Below are 26570 nucleotides of genomic sequence, written 5' to 3'. Positions count from 1 at the left end.
AAGTTCAGTTTCATTACGTTGCCCCGCAGTGCAAGCTGCGGGGCTTTTTTATTCACGCCTGCTTTTCAAAAAAATCAAAGACCAGGCCTTCCTGCCCAAGGGGCGGCCCGGCTACCATGCAGGCCATGGATTCAGCCACCAGCCAAATCAATCAGCTCAGCGAGCGCATTCGCGCCGCTGCCAGTGACAAGACCCCGCTGCGCATCTGCGGCGGCGGCAGCAAGGACTTCTATGGCCTGCGTCTGCAGGGCGAGCCGCTGTCCACGCGCGCGCTCAGCGGTATCGTCAGCTACGAGCCCAGCGAGCTGGTGGTGACCGTTCGCGGCGGCACGCCACTGGCCGAGCTGGAGGCAACATTGGCCAGCCAAGGCCAGTGCCTGGCTTTCGAGCCGCCGCACTTCGGCGCCGCCAGCACCGTCGGGGGCATGGTCGCCGCAGGCCTGTCCGGCCCGTCGCGTGCCAGCGTGGGCGCAGTACGTGACTTTGTGCTGGGCCTGGAGATGATCAACGGCCAGGGCGAGCTGCTGCGCTACGGCGGCCAGGTCATGAAGAATGTGGCCGGCTATGACGTCTCGCGCCTGATGACGGGCAGCTGGGGGACGCTGGGCCTGATCACCGAGATCAGCCTCAAGGTCCTTCCCATAGCCCCAGCGGAAGCCACGCTGCGCTTTGATAGCTGCAGCCAGGCGCAGGCGCTGGACTGGCTCAATCACTGGGGTGGCCAGCCGCTGCCGCTCAATGCCAGCAACTGGCTGGAAGAAGACGGCAAGGGCACGCTGTATCTGCGACTGCGCGGCGCCCGCGCCGCCGTTCAGGCCGCCACGCTGCGCCTGGGTGGCCAGCGGCTGGACAACGACGCCGTTACCGCCGACTGGAGCTCCAGCCGCGATCTGAACCTGCCCTGGTTCCAGCAGCGCGCTGCCGATCATTGCCTGTGGCGTCTGTCCACTCCTGCGACCGCAGCGCCGCTGCCATTGCCGCCAGGCGCAGCAGGCCCGTTCATCGACTGGCATGGCGCTCAGCGCTGGGTGCAGGCCCCGCGCTCGGCCGCTGCCGCCTTGCAGCAACTCGCGCAGGCAGCCGGCGGATCCGCTTCTCTTTTCAGAGCCGAGGACGCCAGCCAGACAAGCGCCAACAGCGATCTCGATGCGCATGCACAGGCCAGCCCGGCAGGCCGCACATCGGCGCAGCTGCATGCCCGGCTCAAGCAGGCATTCGACCCCGCCGGCATTCTCAATGTGGGCCGTCTCTCGGCGCATTGGTAAGAACAAGGACAGCACCCCATGCAAACCAATCTCGCGCCCGAATACCGTGCCACGCCCGAAGGTCAGGAAGCCGAAGCCATCTTGCGCAAATGCGTGCATTGCGGCTTCTGCACCGCCACCTGCCCCACCTATCAGACCCTGGGCGATGAGCTGGACGGCCCGCGCGGCCGCATCTATCTGATCAAGCAGGTGCTGGAAGGGCAAACACCCACGCGGGCCACGCAGCTGCATCTGGACCGCTGCCTAACATGCCGCAACTGCGAATCCACCTGCCCCAGCGGCGTGCAATACGGCCACCTGGTCGATATCGGCCGCAAGATCGTCGATGAGCAGGTCGAGCGCCCCACGGGCGAGAAGCTGCAGCGCTGGCTGCTCAAGGAGGGCATGAATTCCCCGCTGTTCGCCCCCGCGCTGAAGCTGGGCCGCGCCGTCAAAGGCCTGCTGCCCGAGTCCCTGGGCGAGAAGATACCGGCCGCCCAGGATGCCGGGGCCTGGCCCGTGCGCGAGCATGCGCGCAAGGTGCTGCTGCTGGCAGGCTGCGTGCAGCCGGCCATGATGCCCCGCATCAATTACGCCACGGCCCGCGTGCTGGACGCCGTGGGCGTGCAAACCGTGATTGCCGACAAGGCCGGTTGCTGCGGTGCGGTGAAATTCCACCTCAACGACCAGGACGGCGGCAAGGCCCAGATGCGCGCCAATATCGACGCCTGGTGGCCGCTGGTTGAACGCGGCGAGGTCGAGGCGATCGTGATGAACGCCTCGGGCTGTGGCGTCACCGTCAAGGAGTACGGCCATCTGCTGCGGCTGGAGCCGCAATACGCCGACAAGGCCGCGCGCATCAGCGCCCTGACCCGCGACCTCAGCGAACTGCTGCCCGACATGCTGCCCGAGCTGGTGGACAAGCTCAGGAACCGCGTCACGGTGCCACGGGCTCCCGTGGCCTATCACCCGCCCTGCACACTGCAGCATGGGCAGAAACTGCGCGGCGGCGTGGAAGCTGGCCTGCGCGAGCTGGGGTTCGATCTGCGCGTGGCGCGCACCGAGTCCCATCTGTGCTGCGGCTCTGCCGGCACCTACTCGGTGCTGCAGCCCGAGATCTCGCACCAGTTGCGCGACCGCAAGATCGCTGCACTGGACGAGCCTTTCGCCCCCGAAAAGCCCGCAGCGATTCTCTCGGCCAATATGGGCTGCATCGTCCACCTGCAAAACGGAACCGAGGTCCCGGTCATGCACTGGGTGGAGCTGCTGGATCAGGCCCTGACCACCGGCTGACACCCCCGCATGCCACTGCAGTTTGCAATGCTGGCATGATTGGGGGTTTTGTTTTCCCAGGCCCACGGGCTTTGCCATGACTGAAATCGTGTCTGAATCACAAGAGCAGAAAGCCTCGCAAGCGGCATCGCAGCACAGCGTGCAGGACTCGCAGCCCGGCTCACGCTCGCGCCGAGGCGGCCGTGGCCGCCAGAACCCGGCCCCTGCAGCCAAAGCCGCCCCGCAGGCCGCGCGTCCGCAACACCCCTTGCTGGAGCAACTGGCACAGTGGCACCCGGCCCTGTTTGGCGAGCAGCTGCTGCCCTTCAAGCGCGGCATTTTTGAAGATCTGCTCGCCGCCCACCCGGAGCTGGACAAGGACGCACTCAAAAGCGCGCTGCAACAGCACACCCGCTCCGGTCGCTATCTGGCCGCCATGGCCAGCGGTCATCAGCGCCATGACCTCGATGGCCAGCCCGTCGAAGCCACTTTGCCCGAGCATGTTCACCACGCGCTGATCGAAGTCTTCCGCCGCCGCCAGCAGCGCACGCAGGAAGACCTGACGCCCAAGCTGCGCAACCGCATCGTCATCGCCTACGAAGCCTCCGGTCTCACACGCGAGGAATACGCCGAGCGCGTGCAGGGCCGTGACGAAAAGACCAACGCTCTGGTGCTAGATGCTCTGGCCGAGGCCGATGCCCGCGCCGCCAAGGACGAGGCGCTGCTGCGCTCCTTCCAGCTCAGCGGTCAGACTTCGGAGCAGGAGTTCGCCGAGATGTACGGCATGAATCCGCGCCAGGTCGCACAGCAGTTGGAACGCGCGCGTCGCCGCCAGCAGAATATTCAATAAAAAAAGCTGCTGGTGCCCATCACATGGGCACCAGCAGCTATTGATTTTGAATAGATCAGGCCGCGCCGTAGCCCATGACGGCCTTGGTTTCGAGGAAATCGCGGAAACCGTGCTCGCCCCATTCACGGCCATTGCCTGACTGCTTGTAGCCGCCAAACGGCGCATTGAAGTCAGGCCCGGCTCCGTTGAGGTGGACCATGCCTGTGCGCAGGCGCGCGGCCACGCGGCGCGCGCGCTCCAGGCTGCCCGATTGCACATAGCCCGAGAGGCCGTACACCGTGTCGTTGGCCATGCGGATGGCGTCTTCCTCGTCATCGTAGGGAATCATCACCAGCACGGGGCCGAAGATTTCCTCGCGCGCGATGGTCATGTCGTTGCTCACGTCGGCAAACACCGTGGGTTTGACAAAGTAGCCCTGGGCCAACCCCTCGGGGCGGCCCGTGCCGCCCGCCACCAGGGTTGCGCCCTCTTCAATGCCCTTGCGGATCAGGGCCTGGATCTTGCCCCATTGCGCCTCGCTGACCACGGGACCCATGTGCATGCCATCGGCCAGCGCATCGGCCACGGTCGCTGCTGCAGCGACGCTGCGCGCGATCTCCACCGCCTGCCCATGCAGGGCGCGCGGCACGAACATGCGCGTGGGGGCGTTGCAGCTCTGGCCCGAGTTCATCAGCACTGCCTGCACACCCTGGGTCACCGCCTTTTGCAGGTTGGCGTCATCCAGCACGATGTTGGCGGACTTGCCGCCCAGTTCCTGGGCCACGCGCTTGACGCTGTCGGCCGCGGCCTTGGCCACGGCAATGCCCGCGCGCGTGGAGCCCGTGAAGGTCATCATGTCTATGTCGGGGTGAGAGGACATGGCCTCGCCCACACCGGGGCCGTCGCCGTTGACGAGGTTGAAGACGCCGGCAGGCACGCCCGCCTCGTGCAGCACCTCGGCCACGAGCAGGGCATTGAGCGGGGCGACCTCCGAGGGCTTGAGCACCATGGTGCAGCCAGCGGCCAGTGCCGGCGCAACCTTGCACATGATCTGGTTGATGGGCCAGTTCCAGGGCGTGATCATGCCGACCACGCCCACGGGCTCGTGCACGATGGCCGTGCTGCCCTGCACCTGTTCGAAGGCGAAATTCTTGAGAACCTCGATGGTGGAGCCCAGATGGGCCACACCCATGGCGGCCTGCGCCGCCTTGGACAGCCACAACGGCGCCCCCATCTCCTGCGAGATGGTCTGCACAAAGTCGCCGTAGCGGCGCTGGTAGACCTCCAATACCTTGGCCAGCAAGGCCAGGCGCTCTTCGCGGCTGGTGCGCGAGTAGCTCTCGAAGGCGCGGCGCCCGGCGGCCACGGCCTTGTCCACGTCGGCGGCAGAGCCCATGCTGATGCGGGCAATGGCTTGCTCGTTGGAGGGATTGATGACCTCCAGGCTGCGCGGGCTGACCGGATTCACCCATTGGCCGTCGATATAGAACTGCAGATGGTCTTGCATAAGGCTATTTCCTTGGTATCGAGTCAAACGAAGATATTGGCGATTTGGGGTCGCCGGTGCGTGGCTCGGGCGCACCGGTGGCCCGGCGTACCGGCGTGGTGAAGTGCAGGCTTCAGGGCTTGGGCCGGATGGCGTCCGCCGTCCCCTGGATGAAGGCCTTGATGGACTCCACATCATCGCCCGACAGCTTGCCCGTGAAGTCCGGCATGCCGCGCGCCATGGCAGGGCCCTTGAAGACGAAGCTGGGCAGGTTCTCGATGTAGCTCGCGTCCATATAGCCCAGATTGGGAATGTTGCCGCCACGGTCCACGCCCGGCACGCCGTGACAGAACACGCAGTTGGCCACATACAGCATGGTGCCGGCTTCGACCTTGGCGGGGTCGTATTTCACGCCCTGCAGCAACTGGCCCGTGCGCTGGGCCACGAACTCCGGCATCTTGGCCTTGCCGCCTACGACGAAGGTATAGACCGTGCCCGGGCCCTGGCGCTCGGTGGCGCGCGCAGCCAGACCGTAGACGCCGCCCCATCCCACGGCCACAGAGACATACTGCTTGCCGTCCACCAGATAGGTGCTGGGCGCGGCCACCACACCGGTGCCCGTAGGCGCTTCCCACAGCTTTTCGCCGCTGGCCGCGTGATAGGCCACGAAGCGGCCATCAGCCGTGCCCTGGAACACCACATTGCCCGCCGTGGTCAGCGTTCCGCCGTTCCAGGGCGAGACATGTTCCACGCTCCAGGCAGCCTTTTGCGCAACGGGGTCCCAGGCCAGCAGGCGGCCAAAAGGCTTGCTTTTGGGCGGCTCGGCATTGAAGAACTTGGCCGTGTTCCAGCCCGTGCCCGACTGGGGCTTGCCCGGTCCGGCCTGGTTGAACTCCCACTTCTTGTCGTCCATCAGATTGACGGGCACATTCTGCGCAGGCAGATATACCAGGCCCGTCTGGGGGTTGAAGGACATGGGGTGCCAGTTGTGCGCGCCATAGGGGCCCGGAACCGCGTCCTGGGGCTTGCTGCCGTCGCGCGCTGCGGCAATGCCGATGGGCTTGCCGTGCTTGTCGTAGCCGCTGGCCCAGTTCACGGGCACGAAGTTCTTGGCCGAGATGAACTTGCCGTTGGTGCGGTCAAGCACGAAGAAGAAGCCGTTCTTGGGCGCATGCAGTATGACCTTGCGCGGCTTGCCGGCGATCTTGATGTCGGCGAGGATCATGGGCTGGGTGGAGGTGTAGTCCCAGTTGTCGCCCGGCGTTTCCTGATAGTGCCACTTGTATTTGCCGGTGTCGGGGTCCAGGGCCACGATGGAGGCCAGATACAGGTTGTCGCCGCCCTTGGGGCTGCGCACCTTGTGCGACCAGGGCGAGCCATTGCCCGTGCCCACATACATGGTGTTGAGCTCGGGATCGAAGGTCATGCTGTCCCACATGGTGCCGCCGCCACCGGCCTCCCACCACTTGCCGCTGGGGTCCCAGGTCCTGGCGGCGCGCTTCATGGATTCGTCCTCGAAGGGTTTGGACGGATCGCCGGGCACGCTGAACCAGCGCCATTTCTGCTCGCCGGTCTCGGCGTCATAGGCCGTGATGTAGCCGCGCACGCCATATTCGGCACCACCGTTGCCGATGATGACCTTGCCCTTGAACACGCGCGGCGCGCCGGTGATGGTCAGCGACCCCTTTTGCCCCTCGAAGGTATTTTGGTGCCAGACCTCCTTTCCCGTGGCGGCATCCAGCGCGATCAGGCGGCCATCCCATGCACCCACATAGACCTTGCCCTTCCACAGCGCCACACCCCGGTTGACGACGTCGCAGCAACCCTTGAAGCCGGTGCTTCGGTCGATCTGCGGGTCATAGGTCCAGATCCTCTGGCCGGTTCGGGTGTCGATAGCGTGCACCACGCTCCACGAGGCGCTGACGTACATGATGCCGTCCACGACTACCGGCGTGGCCTCCACGCCACGCGTGGATTCGAGGTTGTACGACCATGCCAGGCCCAGGTCCTTGACGTTGGCAGCGTTGATCTGATCGAGGCGGCTGTAGCGGGTCTCGGCATAGTCCACGCCAGTGGTGGGCCAGTCGGGCGTCTTGGCGGCATTGGCACGAATGAAGGCGCCGTCGACGCGCTGCACGGCGGCAGCGGCCTGCGCCGCAGGCTCGGCTTGCGCGAAAGCCGCTGCGCTCCCCAGGCAGGCGGCCAGCAGCCAGACCATGCGGCCTGGCCGTCCGCGAGAGTTGTCGATCAGCCGTTTCATCGAGGTCTCCTGTTGTGATTGCTATGCCGCAAAGCATGGTCCATGGCCTGTTTTTGTTCACGATCGGGATTTCCCCAGGCTCGAACTGTTCCATTGCGGAACACATTGACCGCTCCTGCGGACAGCTTGGACATGACATGAGCGTTGATGAGTCACGCGCGATGGACGCGCTACAGCAGTGCTTCTCGAGCACCGGTGCGGAGCGGGCCTTGCAGGCTCGCCGCCAGTTCTTCGAGGCCGGCATACGCCCCTCGGGCCTGGTCAGCGAGGCGGTCATCCAGTCCTGGCTGCGCAGCCAGCGCCAGCACTGCAATGGCCGGCGGCTGGCTCTGGCTCCCGTCAGCCCCAGCCGGCTGCATGCCACGCAGGAGCGCTGCCGCAGCCTGCTGCAGGCACTGCAGCACGAGCTGCCGACCCTGGAGCAGGCCCTGGCGGGCACCGGCACGCGGGTGATGCTGACGGACGACAAGGGCATCGTGCTCCATGTCTCCCCGGCATCCATGCGGCCCCGTGACGAGCGGGTCGGCCTGAACATGTCCGAGCAGGCCATGGGCACGAACGCACCGGGCATCGTCGCCGCCACCGGCCAGGCCTGCACCGTCACCAACGGCGAGCACTATTTCGACGAACTGCACGCCTTCCGCTGCGCAGCAGCCCCCATACGCGACGTGCATGGCCGCCTGGCCGGGGTGCTCAACCTGATGGTGGAGGAGCAGCATTTCAGCTTCGATGCCAGTCCCGTGGTCGGCATGTATGCCACGACCATCGAAAACACCTTGCTGCAGGCGCAGTCGCACGAGCATCTGGTGCTGCGCTTTCAGGTGACTCCGGCACTGCTGCACACGCCGCTGCAGGCGCTGATGGGCGTGGCTGCCGATGGCCGCGTCGCCTGGATGAACGGCACCGCTGCCCAGCTCATCGGCCAGCGCGGCCTCGGTGCGCGCAGCGCTCAGGAGCTGCTGGGCCATGATCTATCTCGCCTGCTGCAACTGAGCGGCCAGCCCGGCCCCGCACCGCTGCGCCTGACCAGCGGCCTGGGCGTCTGGATGCAGGCGCATCTGCAAACCTCGCACGGCCTTGGCACGCACCTGGACACCAGCAGTGCGCAAGACCAGGCCAGCCCCGTAACCACCGAAGCAACGCCCGCCGCCGAGGCGCAGCCCCTGGCGACGCTGCGCGAGCACAGTGCGCAGCTGATCAGGGAGACGCTGGACCAGCATGGCGGCAATGTCTCCCAGGCCGCGCGCGCCCTGGGCATCTCGCGCGGCACGCTGTACCGCCGCCTGCGCGATGGTCGGGACGAGGGTTTGTGAGCCCATTCCCGCCCCATGGCGCAAGACTCTTTTGCGTTCGCCCAGGGTTCCGCCCCGCCCCGCACGGCCCCACAATCTCGGCCGCGCTGCACCGGCCTGCAGCCAAGGAGCGTGTATGTGGTTGGGTTTGTCGCTGTTTTATGTGGGTGCTGTGCTGTTTCTCAACGGCCTGTGGATGCTGGGCAAGATTGCCGACAAGGAAATCTGGGTCATCAATATCTTCACCGGAGTGGTGTCGCTATGCATCGGCCTGGCCAGCATCTTCGGCCCGGCGGCCGACGCGGCATCGGTCAAGAGCGGCGCGCTGACCCTGCTGTTCGCCTTTACCTATCTCTGGGTGGCGTTCAATCGCTTCAGCGGCGCCGACGGCCGCGGTCTGGGCTGGTTCAGCCTGTTCGTGGCGGTCACCGCCGTTCCCGTCGCCCTCGATACGCTGACCAGCGCCATCTCGGGGCTGGACTGGTGGATGGGCATCAACTGGGCAGCCTGGGCCGTACTCTGGGCCTTGTTCTTCGCGCTGCTGGCGCTCAAGAAAAGCATTGAGCGCCCCACGGGCTGGCTGTGCATCGCCCAAGGCGTGCTGACGGGCTGGGTGCCCGGATACCTAATCCTGGCGGGGAAGCTGATGTGACCCCCTGAGGCGCTGTGCGCCTGGGCGGCCCCGCCTGGGCGACCCGCCTTCCCCCTCTCTCTTCGGGAGGGGGACGACACCTTCGGTGCGGTGCGGCGCAACCGGCGCAGGCCCTTCCTCGGTGTCCTTGATGGGGTTTGGGCTATTTTTTCGGGGCTCTGCCCAAGGTGGCCAGCAAGGCTGCTCCCATGATGAGCGCACCGCCAGCCAGCGTGCGTGCCGAGAGCACCTCATGGGCGATCAGCACGGAGGAGACGCTGGCAAACACCACTTCGCTGAGCATGACCACCGAGGTCACGCCCGAAGGCAGATGGGCGGCACCGAATTGCAGGGCCCAGTTGCCCAGCATCAGCAGCCCGGCCAGACCCAGTGCCACCAGGGCCCAGCTGCCGTCGAAGGCCGGAAAGCCCGGCACCACGCCCAGGCTGCTGGCGGTCAAGGCAGTCAGCAGGCCCATGCTCATGCAGCCGGCAAACATGGCCAACATGCGGGCCTGGGCCGGAATGCCTTGAAAGCGGCGCAACAACACATTGGTCAGCGCAAACATGAAGCCGCCAAACACGGCCAGCGCATCGGCCACGGTGAGACCGGCAAACAGCCCGGATAGTGAGGCATCGGCGGGCAGCAACACCAGCACCACTCCGCCAAAGGCCAGCAACAGGCGTAGCAGCGCCATGGGAGTGGGTTTTTCGCCCAGCAGCTTCCAGGCCAGCAGCACCGCCCAGGCGGGCATGAGATAGAACAGCAAGATGACGCGCACCACGTCGCCCACGGTCACGGCCCAGTTGAAGGCCACGTTGTTCAGGCCCGAGCTGGCGGCCAGCAGCAAGAGCACCGGGTATTGCCAGGCCTGCCTGAGGCTGGCGGGACGCAGCGCCAGCAGACCGGCCAGCACCAGTGCATACATCGATGCCGTGGCCCAAAGCGGATGCAGTCCGGCCTCATGCATGAGACGAAACGGCCACCATGACAAACCCCAGATCAGGGCATTGAGCAGCAGCGCAAATACAGGCAGTGGACTATGCATAAAAAAGGCTTCTAACGCTTGCTTTGCAAGCGTTAGAAGCTATTGATTGTGTAGTGAATGCAGCTTGTCGGCGCCAGCTGCAGGACTTCAATGACAGTCGCGGCGGGCGACTTCCAGCAGCTTCTCGACCTCTGCCGGGTACCTTCTGCAATTGTTCCAGTGCCAAATGCCGATCAGCACCATGCTAACGGCAACCAGCAGACCGAATACCGTGATCGCACCAAAGGCAGTCAATCCCATCTTGGTGGACAGGCTGTAGAAACCGCCCATGGCCAGAATGGCCAGTTGCTCGTTGAAGTTCTGCACCGCAATCGAGCGACCCGCGCCCATGAGATTGTGGCCGCGATGCTGCAGCAAGGCATTCATGGGCACGACCAGAAAGCCGCCCAAACCGCCAAGCAAAATGAGGAAGGGCACGGCCACCCAGAGATTGTCGATAAAGATCATGCAGACCACGAGCAGGCCCATGAGTACGCCCAGGGGAATCACACGCGTGGCGTTGTCCAGGCGCATGCGCATGGATGCCAGCACCGCACCGACGGCCGTACCTATTGCTACCACCCCCACCAGGGCCGAAGCCTGGGTGGTGCTGTAACCCAGGGCTGCGGCCCCCCAGGCCAGCACGATATAGCGCAAATTGCCCGACGCCCCCCAGAACAGCGTGGTGGTGGACAGCGAGATCTGGCCCAGCTTGTCGGCCCACAGGCGTTTGCTGCAGCGCCAGAAATCGGGCAGTAGGCCCAGCAGATTCGCAACCAGGCTCTTGTTGGGGTCTTCACGCAGCGGACGCATGGCCACGCCCGTCAGCGGGATGTGCAGATTGAACCAGGCCGCCACGATGTAGATCAGGATCAGCACGGCAATCGCAGCCTCGGCCGGGGTATCCACGCCAGTGCTGAAATACGGGAAGTCAAAGCCCAGCAGATGCTGGGAGATGGTCGGCCCCACCAATTGTCCGCCCACCAGCACCCCCAAGATGATGGAGGTGATGGTCAGGCCCTCGATCCAGCCATTGGCCTTGACCAGCTGGGAGGCCGGCAGCAGCTCGGTCAGGATGCCGTACTTGGCCGGCGAATAGGCCGCCGCGCCCAGTCCGATGACGGCGTAGGCAATCAGGGGATGATGGCCGAAAAGCATCATCAGACAGCCCACCACCTTGATGGCGTTGCTGATGAACATGACCTTGCCCTTGGGCAAGGCGTCCGCAAAGGCTCCGACAAAGGGTGCCAGAACCACGTAGAACAGTGCGAACATGGGCACCAGGGCAGCACGTTGCCACTCGGGGGCACCATTGGCACGCAACAGCTCTACAGCGGTCACAAACAAGGCGTTGTCTGCCAGCGAGCTGAAAAACTGCGCTGACATGATGGTGTAGAAACCGCGCTTCATGAATTAGCTGTAACTGGCACCGGGCGGACCGATGCCGAGTAAATAAGAGACCCCGTGGCAAGTGACTGGCGGTTATATCACGCAGGCTTGAGCCTACAGTGCCAGAATCCCACTGGTCTGATTGAGAAAAACCATGCCTCGTCCCATTACTGCCACCATCCATCCTGAAGCCGTTCGCCACAATCTGGAGCGGGTACGGCAAGCCGTCCCTGATGCCAAATTGTGGTCCGTGATCAAAGCCAACGCTTATGGCCACGGTATCGAAAACGTGTTTGACGGCCTGCGAGCGACGGACGGTTTCGCCATGCTGGACCTCGACGAGGCCCAGCGCGTGCGCAATCTGGGCTGGCGCGGCCCCATCCTGCTGCTCGAAGGCGTGTTCGAGCTGCGCGACCTGGAAATCTGCTCGCGCCTGGGCATCTGGCATGCCGTGCACTGCGACGAGCAGATCGACTGGCTGGCCGCGCACAAGACCCAGGTCGGCCACCGAATCTTCCTCAAGATGAACAGCGGCATGAACCGGCTGGGCTTTACACCCGAGCGTTTTCGTGCGGCTTATGCGCGGCTGAACGCCCTGCCCCAGGTCGACGAGATCTCGTTCATGACCCACTTCAGCGATGCCGATGTGGCGCATGGCATGGACCACCAGCTCAGGGTCTTTCACGAAACCACGCTGGACCTGCCCGGCGAGCGCAGCATCAGCAACAGCGCTGCCACCTTGCTGCATGGTGACGAGAACAATGTGCGCTGCGACTGGGTGCGCCCCGGCATCGTGCTCTACGGCAGCTCGCCAGACTTCCCCACCCATGATGCGGCTCACTGGGGTCTTGAGCCGACCATGACGCTGTCGTCAAAAATCATCGGAACGCAGGAACTGCATTCCGGCGACACCGTGGGCTACGGCTCGCGTTTTCAGTGCGACGGACCACTGCGCCTGGGCGTGGTGGCCTGCGGCTATGCGGACGGCTATCCGCGCGTCTGCCCCACGGGTACGCCCGTTCTGGTGGACGGTGTGCGCACCCGCACCCTGGGGCGCGTCAGCATGGACATGATGGCCGTGGACCTGAGCCCCGTTCCCAAGGCCAGGCTGGGCAGCGAGGTCACGCTCTGGGGTCGCGCCAGCAATGGCGCCGTGCTGCCCATCGACGAGGTGGCCGCTGCTGCCGGCACGCTGGGCTATGAGCTGATGTGCGCCGTTGCTCCCCGCGTACTCAAGGTGGTGGAAGGCGCGGGCAAATAAGACTGCCCGCCTCCCGCAAGTCAGAAGCCGCTGCATGGCAGCGGCTTTTTTTGCGGACTCAACAGGCGCGGGCTAGACCGCGCGGTGGCTTGCGCCACTGTCATGGCACAGACTTGCAACTCGAGCCACGATGTCGTCAATCTGCGCTTCGTCACAGATCAGCGGCGGCAACAGCCGGATCGTGCGCTCACGGGTCACGGTAATCAGCAATCGCTGTTCGGCCAGTGCGCGGCCGACCAGCTCCTGACAGCTCCGGTCCAGCTCTATTCCTGCCATCAGACCCAGGCCTCGGATGGCCTGCACACCTGGGTGTCCTCCCAGAGCCAGCCGCAGCCCGGCCAGCAGGCGCTCGCCCAGCAGGGCTGCCCGCTGCGCAATGCCGTCTCTTTCCATGATGTCGAGCACGGCGCAAGCCACGCGGCATGCCAGCGGATTGCCACCGAAGGTGGAGCCGTGCTGGCCGGGACAGAACAGGTTCGCGGCGGTGCCACGCGCCAGACAGGCGCCAATGGGAACACCATTGCCCAGTGCTTTGGCCAGGGTCATCACATCAGGCGTGATACCGGCGTGCCGGTGCGCGAACCAGGCCCCCGTGCGGCCCAGGCCGGTCTGGATTTCGTCGAGCATCAGCAACCAGCCCTGGCTGTCGCAGAGCTCGCGCAGAGCGCGCAGGTAGCCGCGACTAGCGACACGGATACCGCCTTCGCCCTGTACAGGTTCAACCAGCACGGCAACGATGTCCGGCGTCTCCCGGGCCGCTTGGCGCACCGCATCGATGTCGTCATAGGGAACGCGCACGAAGCCGGGCATCTGAGGCCCGAAGCCCTGTTGCTTGGCTGCGTTGCCCGTGGCAGCGAGTGTCGCCAGCGTGCGGCCGTGAAAAGCGTTCTCCATCACGAGAATTTGCGGCTCGGCCACCTGTTTGCGATGCCCGTGCAACCGGGCGAGCTTGAGAGCCGTCTCATTAGCCTCGGCGCCCGAGTTGCAGAAGAACGCTCTCTCCATATCGGCCAACGCACACAAGCGCTGGCCAAGCTGCTCTTGCCAGTCGATACGGAACACGTTGGAGGTATGCAGCAGCGTCGCGGCTTGATCGGCCATGACGGCGGCAATCTCGGGATGCGCATGGCCCAGGCTGGTGACGGCCACTCCGGCGATGGCGTCCAGGTATTCCACCCCTTGCTCATCCCAGAGGAGCGCGCCGCGTCCGCGCACAAAAGAAACGGGCTGGCGGGCGTAGGCCCGCATCAGGTGAGAGTCGGTTTGCAACATGCAATGCTCCGGTGGGATATGAAGGAAAGCTGGCGGGAATCAGCCAGTTCAGGAGGACTCTGCAGCGGGTCGAGGCCCGGTGTCAGCGGCAAAAATCGCGCATCGCGCCTGCCGGGCATGGCGCAGCACTGACAGGACTTGGCGGCAGATTGGCCGGCTCGCTGCGGCCGCAGCGCGCAGCGTGGGCACAAGACACTTGCGATTGCGCCGATGCCATGTCAGTCGGTAGCGGATTCCCGCGTATCCGGATCAGAGCGCGTTGGCCAGTAATAGCTATCGGGCAATGCACGCGCGCCGAAGATGGCCTGCCCCACGCGCACCACGGTAGCGCCCTCCTCGATGGCGATCTCGAAATCGCCGGACATCCCCATCGACAGCGCATCCAGCTCCATGCCCGCAGGCGCGCTTTGCCACAACTGATCGCGCAGCTGACGCAGGAGAATGAAACACCGACGCACCCGTTCGGCTTCGGCGGAAAACAGCGCCAGCGTCATCAGACCACGCACGCGCAACGCGGAAAACACGGGCAGTTGCTGGATGAAGTCCGGCACCGCCTCGGGGCTCAGTCCATATTTGCTGGCCTCGCCCGAGGTATTGACCTGCACAAACACGTCCAGCGACCGCCCTTGGGCCTGCAAACGCCTGTCCAGCGCCTCGGCGACGCGCAGGCTGTCCAAGGCCTGGAACTCGCTGGCGAAGCGCGCCACCAGCCTGGCCTTGTTGGTCTGCAGGTGGCCGACGACCGACCAGCGCAGATCGGTCAGGTCCTGCATGGACTCCCATTTGCCGAAAGCCTCCTGCACCTTGTTCTCGCCCAGCCAGCGACAGCCCGCCGCATAGGCCAGACGCAAACTGGCTTGCGGCTTGGTCTTGCTGACGGGCAGCAAGCGCACGCTGGCTGGATCACGCCCCACGCGCTGGCAGGCAGCTGCAATGCGCTCCTGCACGGTAGCGAGGTTGCGGCGGAAGTCCTCTACCGTGCCGGCCTCGGGGTACAGGCCGTGTTGATCGTGCCGGGTCAGGGTTTCTGAAGTCATGATCATCCCCTCATGCTTGTTCGATGGCGGCTGTCGCGCCCGGCTGTGCGCTCCATGGAATCCGGCCGTTGAGCACCGCATAGGAGAACAGTCCGATGATCAGGCCCCAGAAGGCGCCGCCAATACCCAGCAGCGTGATGTTGGCGGCGGCAGCCAGAAAGGTGATCAGCGCGGCCTCGCGCACCTTGGCATCCGCCAGGGCCGTGGCCAGGCTGGCGCCGATGGTGCCCAGCAGGGCGAGGCCCGCCAGCGTGGTGATGAAGGTGGAGGGAAAGGCCATGAAGACCGCCGCCAGCGTGACCCCGAACATGCCGACCAGGATGTAGCACACGCCTGCAGCAACGCCGGCAATCCAGCGCCTGGACGGATCTTCATGCGCCTCCCGGCCCGTGGCGATGGCGGCCGTGATCGCTGCGATGTTGAATGCGTGCGAGCCAAACGGCGCCATGAGCAGCGATCCCAGGCCCGTGATCGTGACGATGGGGTTGGCACTGGTCTTGAAGCCATCGTTGCGCAGCACCAGCATGCCGGGCATGTACTGGCCGGTCAGCGTGATGAGAAACAGCGGCAGCGCGACGCTGAGCAGGGCATTGAGCGAGAACTGCGGCCTGGTGAACACGGGAGCAGCGAGTTTCAACTCCAGCCCGGACAGATCAACCCGGTTCTGAGACAGCAAAAAGACCAGCCCCAGCACCAGAATGCCGACGACGGCATAGCGTGCCGAAATCCGCTTGAGCACCACATAGGCCACGATCAGCAGGCCAGCCAGCGCGGGATCGACGCTCATTCCGCCAAACGCCTTGATACCGAATTGCAGCAGGATACCCGCGAGCAGTCCGGCCGCAACGCCGGCGGGAATCAGCCGGATGACGCGCTCGAAATAGCCCGACAGCCCCAGCACCACGAAAGCCAGCGCGGAGACCAGATAGGCGCCCACGGCCTCGGCATAAGGCGTGGTCGCCAGGGCCGTCACCAGGAAGGCCGCAGCAGGCGTGGACCAGGCCGTGATGATGGGCTCACGCGTCACCCAACTCAGCAGCAGACCTGTCACCCCTACGCCAATCGAAATCGACCATACCCAGGAGGCCGTCAGCTCGGGGCCGAGGCCAGCCACCTTGGCCGCCTGGAACACCAGGATGAAGGTGCCGCCGTAGTTGACGATGACCGAGATCAGGCCTGCCACGATGGGATGAAGGAGATCGTTGCAGCGAAGGCGCGCTGGCGAATGGATGGTTGGCATGTCTTGCAGTAGCTCTTGAAAATTGATCGGCCCTGGGGGCATTCGATTTATAGAATCGAAATGGACTGATATTCCCAGCCACTTTTCTGAAGGCATACAGACCAATTGTTCAAGCACGCCCAACTCGAATCCGTCAAGGCCTGGATCAGCGACCCCGCTCATGGCCTCTTGCCGCTGCATGCCCGCATCCAGCGAGCCCTGCGGCAGCTGATCCTCGATGGCGCGCTGGACGTGGGCCGGCGCCTGCCGGCATCGCGCGCCCTGGCCCAATCGCTGTCCGTCTCGCGCGATACGGTGGAGGCCGCCTATGGCCAGCTGCATGCCGAAGGCTTTATCGAACGACACACAGGCAGCGGCAGCTTTGTGTCCGAGCAGGTGCAGCGCCTTCCGGGGCGCGGCCTGATGCACAGCCCTGCAGTGCGCGCTCCTGTCTTGCGCTTGAGTCAGCGCGGCGCAGCCATGTTCGCGGGCGGTGGCCTGCGTGATTTCCTGGCGCCACGCGCTTTTGCGCCCGGTGTGCCGGAGACACGCAACTTTCCGCTTCAAACCTGGGAAAGGTTGCAGCGGCAGGTACTCAAGGAGCACGGCACCCGGGCTCTGCTGCACAGTCCGCCGCAGGGCACCGAGGCTTTGCGCCAGGCCATTGCCGCCTATGTCAATCTGGAGCGCGGCGCGCGCGCCACGCCCGAACGCGTGCTGGTGCTGACCAGTTCGCAACAGGCTCTGACCCTGTGCGCCAACGTGCTGCTGGACGCCGGTGATCGCATCTTCATCGAAGACCCGGTGTATCACGGCGCACGCAAAGCCTTCGATGCAGCGGGGCTGGAATGCGTGCCCGTGCCGCTGGATGCCGACGGCATGCAGGTGGATTTATTGCAAACCCTGTCCGCCGCCAGGGCGGTGTTCCTGACTCCCTCTCACCAGTTCCCGACGGGCACCACGCTGGCCCTGGATCGCCGGCTGGCCGCCATAGCCTGGGCGCAGCAGGAGCAGGCGTGGATCATCGAAGATGACTACGACAGTGAATTCCACTATGCCGGCAAGCCCAAGGCCTGCGTGCAGGGGCTCGATCAGCACGAGCGCACCATCTATATCGGCACCTTCACCAAGTCGATGTTCCCCGGGCTGCGCATAGGCTATATGGTGTTGCCGACTTCGCTGGTTGCCCCCATGACGGTGGCGCGGACCTTGCTTGATGGACACAGCGCACCCATTGCGCAATTGACGCTGGCGCGGTTCATCGAAGGCGGGCACCTGGGAGCACATGTGCGTACCATGCGCGCCGTCTATGCCGAGCGGCGTGACGTGCTGGCGCGGCTGGTGTGCGAGCATCTGGGGGATTTTCTGGAGCCGCGGGTGCCTGCGGGCGGCATGCAGATGCCGTGTACCTTGATCCGCGACATTTCCGAACGCACCGCAGTGGATTGCGCTCGCAGAGCAGGCATCGACCTGCTCGGGTTGACGCAGTTGCATGCATCGAGCCAGCACAAGGCGGGTTTCCTCATGGGATTTGCTGCTCACACCCCGCATGAGCTGGAAGTCGCTGCCAGGAAGCTGGCGCGCGTGTTGCGTGCGCTGTGCATCTGAGCGGCCGCACCCGCTCTGTACCCGATCCGGCACAAGCAGCCGGGCTCCGACGCCTCGCCGAGCTCGACGGCCTGCGCTTGTGTCGCATCGACAGCAGATCTGATGAGTCTGATTTTGCCTAGATGACTCCTCGCAAAGACCCGGACGGCGTCAGCCTGCCAGCTCCTGCAGCGCCGCCAGCAGCTGGTTCACATCCGCCTCGGTGTGCAGCGCCGACAGTGCGATGCGCAGCCGTGCCGTGCCCGCGGGCACGGTGGGAGGGCGAATCGCCGGCACCCACAGACCGCGGCGGCGCAGTCCTTCCATAAGGCTGAGCGCAGCGTCATTGCGGCCCACCACCAGTGCCTGCACGGCCGTTTCCGATGGCAAAAGCTGCCATCCCGTGCCCTGCAGCAAGGGCTGCAGGCCCGCGCGCAACTGGGCAATACGGGCCTGCAGCTGCTCGCGCAAAGCGCTGTGCTGCTCTATCAGCTGCAAGCTGGTCTGCAGGGCGCGCGCCAGCATCGCCGGTGCTGCGGTCGCAAAGGTGTAGCTGCGCGTTTTTTGCAGCAGCCACTCAATCAGCATTTCATGCCCTGCCACAAAGGCACCCGATACGCCGGCCGCCTTGCTCAGCGTGGCCATGTACAGCACGCGTGGCGAAGCCTTGGCCCCCGTCAGCCCTGCGACCGCCAGGCTGCCGCGGCCTTGCGGGCCGAGCACGCCAAAGCCGTGGGCATCGTCGAGCAGCAGCAGCGCGTCATGGCGCTCGCACAGGGCCAGCAGACCCTCGATATCAGCCACATTGCCGTCCATGCTGAAGACGGCATCGCTCACCACCAGCTTGCGCTGCAGCGGGCAAGCAGCCAGCAGCTGCTCCAATGCGTCCAGATCGCCATGCCCGAAACGGTGGATCTGGGCACGCGACAGACGACAGCCATCGATCAGGCTGGCGTGGTTCAGAGCGTCCGAAAAAATGGCGTCGCCCGCCCCCATCAGCGCCGGAATGATGCTGGCGTTGGTGGCAAACCCGGCATAGAAATAAAGCGCACGCGGCAGTTGCACAAAGCGGGCCAATTCCTCCTCCAGCGCAGCATTGGCCGTGCTATGGCCGTTGACCATGGGAGAGCCGCCCGAGCCCACGCCAAAGTCCTGCGCACCGGCGCAGGCCGCCTCAATCATGGCCGGGTGCTGGGCCAGCCCCAGATAGTCGTTGCTGCAGAACTGAAGCATGGGCTGCCCGTCGACCAGGATGCGCGCGCCTTGCAGGGGCGCTACGGTACGACGGGTACGGCGCAGCGCGGCGGCGTCCAGGGCAGCCAGCTGCTGTGGAATATCCTGCAGCCAGAAATTGGAAGATGCGGTCATTGCCATTCCTTGGGCAAAGAGAAACTGGTCAGACGAGGATCGGGAGTGGCCTGCCACGGAATATCGGCCAGCAGCGGCGCGCCAAGCCGTCCCAGCTGGTTGCGCAGCCAGTCCATGTTTTCCTCGGGCACCAGCATCTGCGGCTCCACACGGCTTGCCACCCAGCCCGCCAGCGGCAAGCCGGCGGCGCGAATCGCCTCGGCGGTCAGCACCGCATGGTTCAGGCAACCGAGCTTGAGGCCCACCACCAGCACCACGGGCAGCTGCAGCGCCACGGCCAGATCGGCAATGCAAAGAGAGTCCGACAACGGCACGCGCCAGCCGCCCGCGCCCTCGACCACCACGGCATCGGCCTGCGCGGCCAGCTGCCGGTAGGCGTCGAGAATCGGCGCCAGCGTCACCTCCACGCCTGCGCGCCGCGCCGCGATATGCGGCGACATGGGGTCGGGCAGCAGCACGGGGTTGTCCAGCGCTGCCGCCACGGCCAGCGTGGAGGCAGCGCGCAGGGCCACCGTGTCTTCGTTGACCCAGCCGCCCTGCCCGTCGGGATCGGCGCCTGCGGCCACGGCTTTCATGCCCACCACGCGCGGATGATGGCCTGCCAGTGCGTGCAGCAGCGCGCAGCTGGCCAGGGTCTTGCCCACACCGGTATCGGTGCCCGTGACGAAACAGCCGATCATGCTTCTGCCTTCTTCGCGGCAAGCTCCGCTTCCTGCTGCAAGGCGGTGTTCAGCGCGGCCAGCGCGGCCTGGCCCAGGTGGGCGATATCGGCATCGTCCAGCACATAGGGCGGCATGCAGTACAGCGTGCGTCCGATGGGGCGCAGCAGCAGGCCCAGATCCAGCGCCGCCTGGTGGTAGCGCTGCGCAAAGTCCGGCAAGGCGGTATCGACGTCCCAGGCCCAGATCATTCCCTGCTGGCGCGCGTTGCTGACGCGGGGGTAAGCATTCAGCCCGGCGAATGCCGCACTGATTTTCCGGGCCAGCTGCCGATTGGCGGCCAGCGGGTCCAGTTGCTCGAACAGCTCCAGCGTGGCCACGGCAGCGCGGCAGGCCAGGGGGTTTCCGGTATAGGAGTGCGAATGCAGAAAGCCGCGCGCAGCATCGTCGTCATAAAACGCGGCATAGACCTCATCAGTCGTCAGCACGGCAGACAAGGGCAGCGTGCCGCCGGTCAACCCTTTGGACAGGCAGATGAAGTCCGGCCTGATGCCGGCCTGCTGGTGGGCGAACAGGCTGCCGGTACGGCCAAAGCCCACGGCGATCTCGTCCACCACCAGATGCACCGCATAGCGGTCGCACAGCGCTCTGGCCAGGCGCAGGTATTCGGCATCGTGCATGGCCATGCCGGCAGCGCACTGCACCAGCGGCTCCAGAATCAGGGCCGCAGTCTCCTGGTGATGCGCTTGCAGCCAGGCCTCCAGGCCCTGTGCTGCGCGGCGAGCCACATCGGCAGCGGATTCGCCAGGCCGGGCCTGGCGTGCATCGGGGCTGGGCACGGTGGCCGACAGACGCACCAGGGGGCCATAGGCATCGCGAAACAGCGCAATATCGGTGACCGACAGCGCGCCTACGGTCTCGCCGTGGTAGCCGCCGGCCAGGCCCACGAAGCGGTGCTTGGCAGGATGCCCCTGGTTGCGCCAGTAATGGGCGCTCATCTTCAGTGCGATCTCGGTGGCCGAAGCGCCGTCGCTGCCGTAGAACGCATGGCCCAGGCCAGTCAGACCGGCCAGGCGCTCGGACAACTCGACCACGGGGGCGTGGGTGAAACCGGCCAGCATCACATGATCGAGCTTGTGCATCTGCTCGGTCAGCGCCGCCCGGATATGCGGATGCGAGTGACCGAACAAATTGACCCACCAGGAACTGATACCGTCCAGATAGCGGCGGCCATCGGTATCCACCAACCAGGGCCCGATGGCATGGTCAATGGCAATCGGCGGCGCAGCTTCGTGCCGCTTCATCTGGGTGCAAGGGTGCCAGACATGGCGCACGCTGCGGCTGGCAAGACTGTGGTCCATCAAAAACTCCTGAGGCGAATCACCGGCCTTGCCAGATCGCAGGCACGGCGGGGCCTGACCTGAGCAAGAGGCCAGGCCAGACAATCCGGAAAGACAAGCCCCCGGCGCGATGGCCGGGGAAGGTTCAGGGATCAGCGCGCGGCCGATGCCCCCAGGCCCTTGAGGCCCAGCTTGCGCATCAAGGTGGTATCGGCCTGCACATCGGGATTGCCGGTCACCAGCAGCTTGTCGCCGTAGAAGATGGAATTGGCCCCAGCCATGAAGCACAGGGTCTGCACAGCCTCACCCAGTTGCTGGCGGCCGGCCGACAGGCGCACGCGGGCCTTGGGCATGGTGATGCGCGCCACGGCAATCACACGGACAAAGTCCAGCGGATCCACCGGCTCGCTGTCGGCCAGCGGCGTGCCGGGCACGGGCACCAGGCTGTTGATGGGCACGGACTCGGGGTAGGGCTGCATATTCGCCAGCTGGGCAATCAGGCCGGCACGATGGACCTCGGTCTCGCCCATGCCGATGATGCCGCCGCAGCACACGCTGATGCCCGCATCGCGCACGGCAGACAGCGTGTCCAGCCGATCCTGGTACTGGCGCGTGCTGACCACATCCTTGTAATACTCGGGCGCGGTGTCGAGGTTGTGGTTGTAGTAGTCGAGACCCGCATCGCGCAGCGATGCCGCCTGATGGGGCTGCAGCATGCCCAGCGTGGCGCAGGTCTGCATGCCCAGGCCCTTCACCGCGCCGATCAGCTCGTTCATCTTCTCGATGTCACGGTCCTTGGGCGCACGCCAGGCGGCGCCCATGCAAAAGCGCGTGGCTCCGGCATCCTGAGCGGCCTTGGCGGCGCGGGTGACCTCCTCCACGCTCATCAGCTTCTCGGCCTTCACGCCCGTGTCGAACTCGGCCGACTGCGGGCAGTAGCCGCAGTTCTCGGGGCAGCCGCCGGTCTTGACGGACAGCAGGGTCGCCAGCTCGATCTCGCCCGCCGGCCAGTTCTCGCGATGCACGCTCTGAGCTCGGTGCAGCAAGTCCAGGAAAGGCATATCCAGCAGGGACTGCACGGCCTCCACGGGCCAGCGCTGCGTTTCGGGTACCGCAGCGGGCTTGGCCGGCGCATGCCAGTGCATGGTCTGGCTGCCGCAGGCGTCGGCTTGCTGTGCGTCGGCGTTGCGGGCTGGGTGGTCTTGCTCGGGCATGGAATGGGACATCGCGGTCTCTCCTCAATCGGGGGAATGCCGCGCATTTTGGGCAAAAAAATCAAGGATTTACAGAGCCCGCATGCAAATAGTTGACCACCAAAGAGTTGCAGCAAGAAGCGCTATTTTTGAATGCCACTTCGATGCATTTGACGGATTTTCAGCGCGCATTCGAAACAGCCAGCTATAACTTCCGTCAACTGCAGCCCTTGTGCGCTCAATTCAACGCAATGCACCAGATTCACGCTTTGGATTTCAACGAGGAAGAGCGTAGATATCGTCAAAAAACACGGTTTTTGGCGATTTTTACCCGGACATGGCCTGGCTCAGGGCCAAAAACGGTGCTGTGCCGTCCGTGCAAAGGCGGACAAACACCCAAAACTGGCGGATTTAATTCCCTCAACTCTTGTTGGACATTCACACCGAGCGCAAAAAAGCCGCAGCAAGGCTGCGGCTGGAGGGCGGGAGGCCCTGTCTCAGAAGGCGTGCGCCATGCCCACACCGAACGAAGTCCCCGAATCCGCGCCGTACTCGTAGCTCTTGCGGCCCAGACTGGCATAGAGCGTGGTGCGCTTGGACAGCGCGTAGTCGGCTCCCAGGGAGTAGAAATGATTGGTCTGCTCCTGCATGCGCTGGCGGCCGTAGCCGGCCTTCAGCGTGGTCTGCCCCATCTGATAGGTGGCACCCAGCGTCAGGGCCTTGGCCGAGAGTGCCGTCTGGGCCACGCGCGAGTAGTCCCAGGCGGCCATCACGGCGGCTGCGCCAAAGCGGTATTTGCCCGCGACAAAAGTGTCCTTGTCACCGCTGCCGTTGCGCTCGAAGGCCAGCATGCCGCTCAGGCTGTCCGAGTCATAGTTGAGAGAGGCCGAGTAACCGCGCCCCTCGCGGCGCAAGGTCAGCGGCACCTCGGTGCGCTCGGGCGAGGCGCTCAGATGCAGGGTGAATCCGCCCACCGTGGGCGAGTCGTAGAAGATGCCGTTGGCCATGCGCCCATACTCGGCCGTGCCGTTATTGCTGTAGCGGTCGGTAGGCGTGAGGTAGTGCCACTGATACCAGGCGGGTGAGGAAATGCGATTGAAGTTGGCCCAAGGGTCGAATTTCCAGTCCTGCGACCACATGGCCGACAGGGCGCGGCCCAGGCGCACGTGGCCAAAACCGCCTTGCAGGCCTACCGTGGACTCGTCGTGCCAGAACGGCTTGCTGCCCTGATCCTCCAGACGCCCGGTGTCGATATCGAAACGCGCACTCAGACGGAAGGTGACCTTGAGGCCGCCGCCCAGGTCTTCCCAGCCTGCAATGGCCAGATTGCTGCGCTGAATCGTGCCGGCCTGGGCCGTGCCATCAAAGCCGCGATAGATGCCGCCATCGATCAGGCCGCCAATACTGACGTTGGAAGACTGGGCTGCCGCAGGCAGCACGGCAGACAAAAGAGTGAAACATGTGGAACAAGCAATGCCAGTACGCAAGCGCATGCCGGTGGTTCTCCTTGAATTGTGAAGTCACTGCCCCCGCAGCCAGCCCTTGGCACAGCAGAAGACAGAGAAGGTCGAAGACCTGTGAGATGAGGCGATGACAGGCAGTCAGGCCCTGCCTGATGCACTGAAGACAGCCGGAACATGGCTGGCAGCGGGGCTGCCAATTCCGACCCAAGAAGCCCGCTCAAAAAGCAGGCAACGGGATGCATTATGAAAGTTGGGCCTTGGCAGAGTCCAGCCCTGCGTCAGCTTGGTTCAGCCGCTGCGCGCCACGCCGGAGGTGGCCCAGATGCGATTCATCTCGCTGCAAAACGGCTGGGCGCAAGGTGCCAGCCCCTGGTACTGACAGCCTTCGGTCATGCATAGATGCGAGCGGTGCTCGCTGCTGCGGCGCGGCACAGGCAGGGCATTGGCAGCCTGGGCCGCAGCCATCATCAGCCAGGGATCGGACTTGTTCTGCAGCAACTGCTGCACTTCCTGCGCCAGCGCCGGTGCGGGCAGGGCCAGGGGCAGAGCGGCCATCTGTGCCGGCGTCGCCTGAGCCGCGATCGCCGTGACGGGCTGCAGCTCCAGCCACAGTAATGCGCTGGTGGCAAGCGTGCTGGTCGCCGCCGATGACTGCGGCTGCACCACCAGCGCCAGAGGGCCGCTGCTCAGGACACCCGGATCCGCCATGGGCAGGCGCAGGGCCGTCCCCGGCGCCTGGGCTGCCGGGATGCTTGGCGCGCCCACAGCCTGCGCCCAGGCGGCGGGCACCTGCAGTGTCAGGGAAAAGCTGCGCTCGCCTTGCGGCGTGACCAGCGTGCCTTGCTGCACCAGCCAGTTCTGCAGCTGGGGCAGACGCGGTGCGGCAGCGCCACCTGCAGGTGCTGCCGCCATGCCCTGCTGCGCCTGCTCCAGCGCCACGGCCGCCGTGGGCGACAGGGCCGCCGCCGTCTGCAAAGCGGAGCTGGGCGGCTGTGCGCCAGACGCCGCAGCCTGCGCCAAGGCCTGCATCAGCGCAACCGACCCCTGCTGGCCGGCCAGCAGTTGCAAGGGCTGGGCCTGTCCCTGAAGGCTGACCTGAACCTGCGCGAGCAGGTTTTGCACAAACTGCTGCACGGCCGCTGGCAGGCCCTGACTGGGCCAGCTCGCCGCAGGCGCACCGGGCTGCGCTTGCACCTGCAGGGCCAGCTGAGCAATCAGATGCTCAAAGGCCTGGAGCTTGAGGTTCTGCAAGGTTTGCGGCGACCACTGCACCATGCTGGTCGCCGGGGGCACCGCTTGAGCGGCAGGCGGTTGCTGCGCTGCGGGAAGGTCCGGGACAGCGGCCGCTGCCACATTGCCGGTCTGCGCAGCCGCCTGAGCCGTGGGCACGGACACGGGCAGTACGGGGGCAACGGGTTGCAGTGGTGCAGTCATGCGGTCGTCGGTGGCGGGGCAGCAAAGCCGGAATCAGGCCATTGTGCCCGCCCCTGCGGATAAGAGCATCGGAAAAAGAGCTGCCAGCGCTTGTGGCTCCAGCACCAGGGCTGCCCAGGTCGTGCCGGAGCCGCATGGTTCACGCCTGCGATCCGAAGCGCGGGCCGGGGGCGAACCACTCCGGGCGGAATCAGGCTTCTGCCGGGTAGAACAGCTTGCGTGTGGTCGTGGCCTGCACGGCCTTGGCAATGGCACCGATATGGTCGGGTGTGGTGCCGCAGCAGCCGCCCACGATATTGACCAGACCTTCGGCCGCGAACTCGTGCACCAGACGGCTGGTGATCTCGGGTGTTTCGTCAAAGCCGGTGTCGCTCATGGGGTTGGGCAGGCCGGCATTGGGGTAGCAGCTGATGAAGGTGTCGGGAGCCGCCTTGGCCAGCTCCTGCACATAGGGACGCATCAGCGTGGCGCCCAGCGCGCAGTTCAGGCCCACGGACAGCGGGTTGCTATGGCGCACGCTGTGCCAGAAGGCCGTCACGGTCTGTCCACTCAGAATCCGGCCCGAGGCATCGGTCACCGTGCCGCTGATCATGATTGGCAGGCGCTCGCCGGTCTGCTCGAAGGCCTCGTCCACGGCAAACAGCGCGGCCTTGGCGTTGAGGGTGTCGAAGATGGTCTCGACCAGGATCACGTCAGCACCGCCTTCAATCAGCGCCAGCGTCTGCTCCAGATAGGCCTGGCGCAGCTGCTCGAAGGTGATGTTGCGCGCGGCAGGGTCGTTCACATCGGGGCTGATGGAGGCCGTCTTGGGCGTGGGGCCCAGGGCGCCGGCCACATAGCGCTTGTGATCGGGCGTGCTGTACTTGTCGCAGGCAGCACGCGCGAGCTGGGCGCTCTTGAGGTTCATCTCATAGGCAAGATCAGCCATGTGATAGTCCTCCTGCGCAATCGTGGTCGCACCAAAGGTGTTGGTCTCGATCAGATCGGCGCCGGCAGCCAGGTATTTCTCATGGATGTCGCCAATCACGTCGGGACGGGTCAGCGACAGCAGCTCGTTGTTGCCCTTGACGTCATGGGCGAAGTCCTTGAAGCGCTCGCCCGCACCGTCGGCACCGGCATAGCCTTCGCCGCGATACTGAGCCTCGCCCAGCTTGAAACGCTGAATCATGGTGCCCATGGCGCCGTCAAGAATGACGAGGCGCTTGGCAAGCGTTGCGGGCAGCTCCTGGGCTCGGGTGTAGGCGGGGGTGGGGTGCGACTGGCTCATAGACCGCCATTGTAGGAAAGCTGGCAGGCTTTGCCGGGCA

The 26570-nt window shown here is 65.2% G+C and carries 21 protein-coding genes; 7 read left to right on the top strand and 14 right to left on the bottom strand.

Annotation, left to right across the window (positions count from 1 at the left end; genetic code table 11):
* The first annotated feature begins 116 nt into the window (after positions 1-116).
* The 3 genes from glcE to AC1RTQ_RS19535 all read left to right on the top strand — a co-directional run bounded on the left by glcE (position 117) and on the right by AC1RTQ_RS19535 (position 3366).
* Positions 117-1265, top strand: coding sequence for a glycolate oxidase subunit GlcE (glcE, locus tag AC1RTQ_RS19545; RefSeq protein ID WP_492878157.1), 1149 nt, complete (start codon positions 117-119; stop codon positions 1263-1265).
* 18 nt (positions 1266-1283) lie between these two features.
* A complete protein-coding gene (gene glcF, locus AC1RTQ_RS19540; protein WP_302092829.1) occupies positions 1284-2537 on the top strand; it encodes a glycolate oxidase subunit GlcF in 1254 nt (417 codons plus the stop codon).
* A gap of 76 nt (positions 2538-2613) precedes the next feature.
* The gene (locus AC1RTQ_RS19535; RefSeq protein ID WP_492878155.1) at positions 2614-3366 is read left to right on the top strand and encodes a ProQ/FinO family protein; all 753 of its coding nucleotides are present in this window, start codon (positions 2614-2616) and stop codon (positions 3364-3366) included.
* Between the two features lie 55 nt (positions 3367-3421).
* Here AC1RTQ_RS19535 and AC1RTQ_RS19530 read toward each other — a convergent pair whose 3' ends face one another.
* Entirely contained in the window at positions 3422-4852 is a 1431-nt protein-coding gene (locus AC1RTQ_RS19530; RefSeq protein WP_492878153.1) for an aldehyde dehydrogenase family protein, read from the bottom strand.
* 112 nt (positions 4853-4964) lie between these two features.
* Entirely contained in the window at positions 4965-7091 is a 2127-nt protein-coding gene (locus tag AC1RTQ_RS19525; protein ID WP_492878151.1) for a PQQ-dependent dehydrogenase, methanol/ethanol family, read from the bottom strand.
* Between the two features lie 161 nt (positions 7092-7252).
* Between AC1RTQ_RS19525 and AC1RTQ_RS19520 the strand changes: the two genes are divergently transcribed.
* Both AC1RTQ_RS19520 and AC1RTQ_RS19515 read left to right on the top strand, forming a co-directional pair.
* Positions 7253-8404, top strand: coding sequence for a helix-turn-helix domain-containing protein (locus AC1RTQ_RS19520; RefSeq protein ID WP_302093160.1), 1152 nt, complete (start codon positions 7253-7255; stop codon positions 8402-8404).
* 115 nt (positions 8405-8519) lie between these two features.
* Positions 8520-9035 (top strand): AmiS/UreI family transporter, encoded by a 516-nt coding sequence (locus AC1RTQ_RS19515; protein ID WP_302092825.1) that lies wholly within the window; start codon positions 8520-8522, stop codon positions 9033-9035.
* 142 nt (positions 9036-9177) lie between these two features.
* Here AC1RTQ_RS19515 and AC1RTQ_RS19510 read toward each other — a convergent pair whose 3' ends face one another.
* Positions 9178-10062 (bottom strand): DMT family transporter, encoded by an 885-nt coding sequence (locus tag AC1RTQ_RS19510; RefSeq protein ID WP_492878149.1) that lies wholly within the window; start codon positions 10060-10062, stop codon positions 9178-9180.
* 87 nt (positions 10063-10149) lie between these two features.
* Entirely contained in the window at positions 10150-11451 is a 1302-nt protein-coding gene (gene lplT / locus AC1RTQ_RS19505; protein WP_053284136.1) for a lysophospholipid transporter LplT, read from the bottom strand.
* 133 nt (positions 11452-11584) lie between these two features.
* On the opposite strand from lplT, the gene alr reads away from it, so the two are divergent.
* On the top strand, positions 11585-12691 hold the full coding sequence (gene alr / locus AC1RTQ_RS19500; RefSeq protein WP_034370938.1) for an alanine racemase: 1107 nt from the start codon (positions 11585-11587) through the stop codon (positions 12689-12691).
* Between the two features lie 72 nt (positions 12692-12763).
* Here alr and AC1RTQ_RS19495 read toward each other — a convergent pair whose 3' ends face one another.
* The 3 genes from AC1RTQ_RS19495 to AC1RTQ_RS19485 all read right to left on the bottom strand — a co-directional run bounded on the left by AC1RTQ_RS19495 (position 12764) and on the right by AC1RTQ_RS19485 (position 16240).
* Positions 12764-13963, bottom strand: a complete 1200-nt coding sequence (locus AC1RTQ_RS19495) for an aspartate aminotransferase family protein (RefSeq protein ID WP_492878146.1) — start codon at positions 13961-13963, stop codon at positions 12764-12766.
* 218 nt (positions 13964-14181) lie between these two features.
* Complete coding sequence (locus AC1RTQ_RS19490; RefSeq protein WP_492878144.1) at positions 14182-15006, bottom strand: YggS family pyridoxal phosphate-dependent enzyme; 825 nt, start codon at positions 15004-15006, stop codon at positions 14182-14184.
* 4 nt (positions 15007-15010) lie between these two features.
* Positions 15011-16240, bottom strand: a complete 1230-nt coding sequence (locus AC1RTQ_RS19485) for a benzoate/H(+) symporter BenE family transporter (protein ID WP_492878142.1) — start codon at positions 16238-16240, stop codon at positions 15011-15013.
* Between the two features lie 105 nt (positions 16241-16345).
* Here AC1RTQ_RS19485 and pdxR point away from each other — a divergent pair, with 105 nt between their 5' ends.
* Positions 16346-17827 (top strand): MocR-like pyridoxine biosynthesis transcription factor PdxR, encoded by a 1482-nt coding sequence (pdxR, locus tag AC1RTQ_RS19480; protein WP_492878140.1) that lies wholly within the window; start codon positions 16346-16348, stop codon positions 17825-17827.
* A gap of 150 nt (positions 17828-17977) precedes the next feature.
* On the opposite strand, the gene bioF is transcribed toward pdxR, so the two are convergent.
* From bioF to AC1RTQ_RS19445, 7 genes are all read right to left on the bottom strand, one after another.
* A complete protein-coding gene (bioF, locus tag AC1RTQ_RS19475; RefSeq protein ID WP_492878138.1) occupies positions 17978-19174 on the bottom strand; it encodes an 8-amino-7-oxononanoate synthase in 1197 nt (398 codons plus the stop codon).
* Positions 19171-19854, bottom strand: coding sequence for a dethiobiotin synthase (bioD, locus tag AC1RTQ_RS19470; protein WP_492878136.1), 684 nt, complete (start codon positions 19852-19854; stop codon positions 19171-19173). Before bioD ends, bioF begins: the two co-directional genes overlap by 4 nt.
* Entirely contained in the window at positions 19851-21194 is a 1344-nt protein-coding gene (bioA, locus tag AC1RTQ_RS19465) for an adenosylmethionine--8-amino-7-oxononanoate transaminase (protein ID WP_492878134.1), read from the bottom strand. The genes bioD and bioA overlap by 4 nt, the downstream gene beginning before the upstream one ends.
* Positions 21195-21325: 131 nt before the next feature.
* Positions 21326-22399, bottom strand: a complete 1074-nt coding sequence (gene bioB, locus AC1RTQ_RS19460; RefSeq protein WP_492878132.1) for a biotin synthase BioB — start codon at positions 22397-22399, stop codon at positions 21326-21328.
* Positions 22400-22863: 464 nt separating this feature from the next.
* Positions 22864-23859: a porin gene (locus AC1RTQ_RS19455; RefSeq protein ID WP_492878129.1), complete on the bottom strand. Its 996-nt coding sequence runs from the start codon at positions 23857-23859 to the stop codon at positions 22864-22866.
* A 258-nt stretch (positions 23860-24117) separates the two neighbouring features.
* Complete coding sequence (locus tag AC1RTQ_RS19450; protein ID WP_492878126.1) at positions 24118-25263, bottom strand: Fe-S oxidoreductase; 1146 nt, start codon at positions 25261-25263, stop codon at positions 24118-24120.
* A gap of 190 nt (positions 25264-25453) precedes the next feature.
* On the bottom strand, positions 25454-26530 hold the full coding sequence (locus AC1RTQ_RS19445; protein ID WP_304351495.1) for a homocysteine S-methyltransferase family protein: 1077 nt from the start codon (positions 26528-26530) through the stop codon (positions 25454-25456).
* Between the last annotated feature and the right edge of the window lie 40 nt (positions 26531-26570).

It is taken from the genome of Comamonas sp. GW821-FHT11H03, from assembly GCF_058807955.1.
The sequence above is the reverse complement of the archived record's forward strand: the minus strand, read 5'-3'. Positions and strand labels throughout refer to the sequence as shown.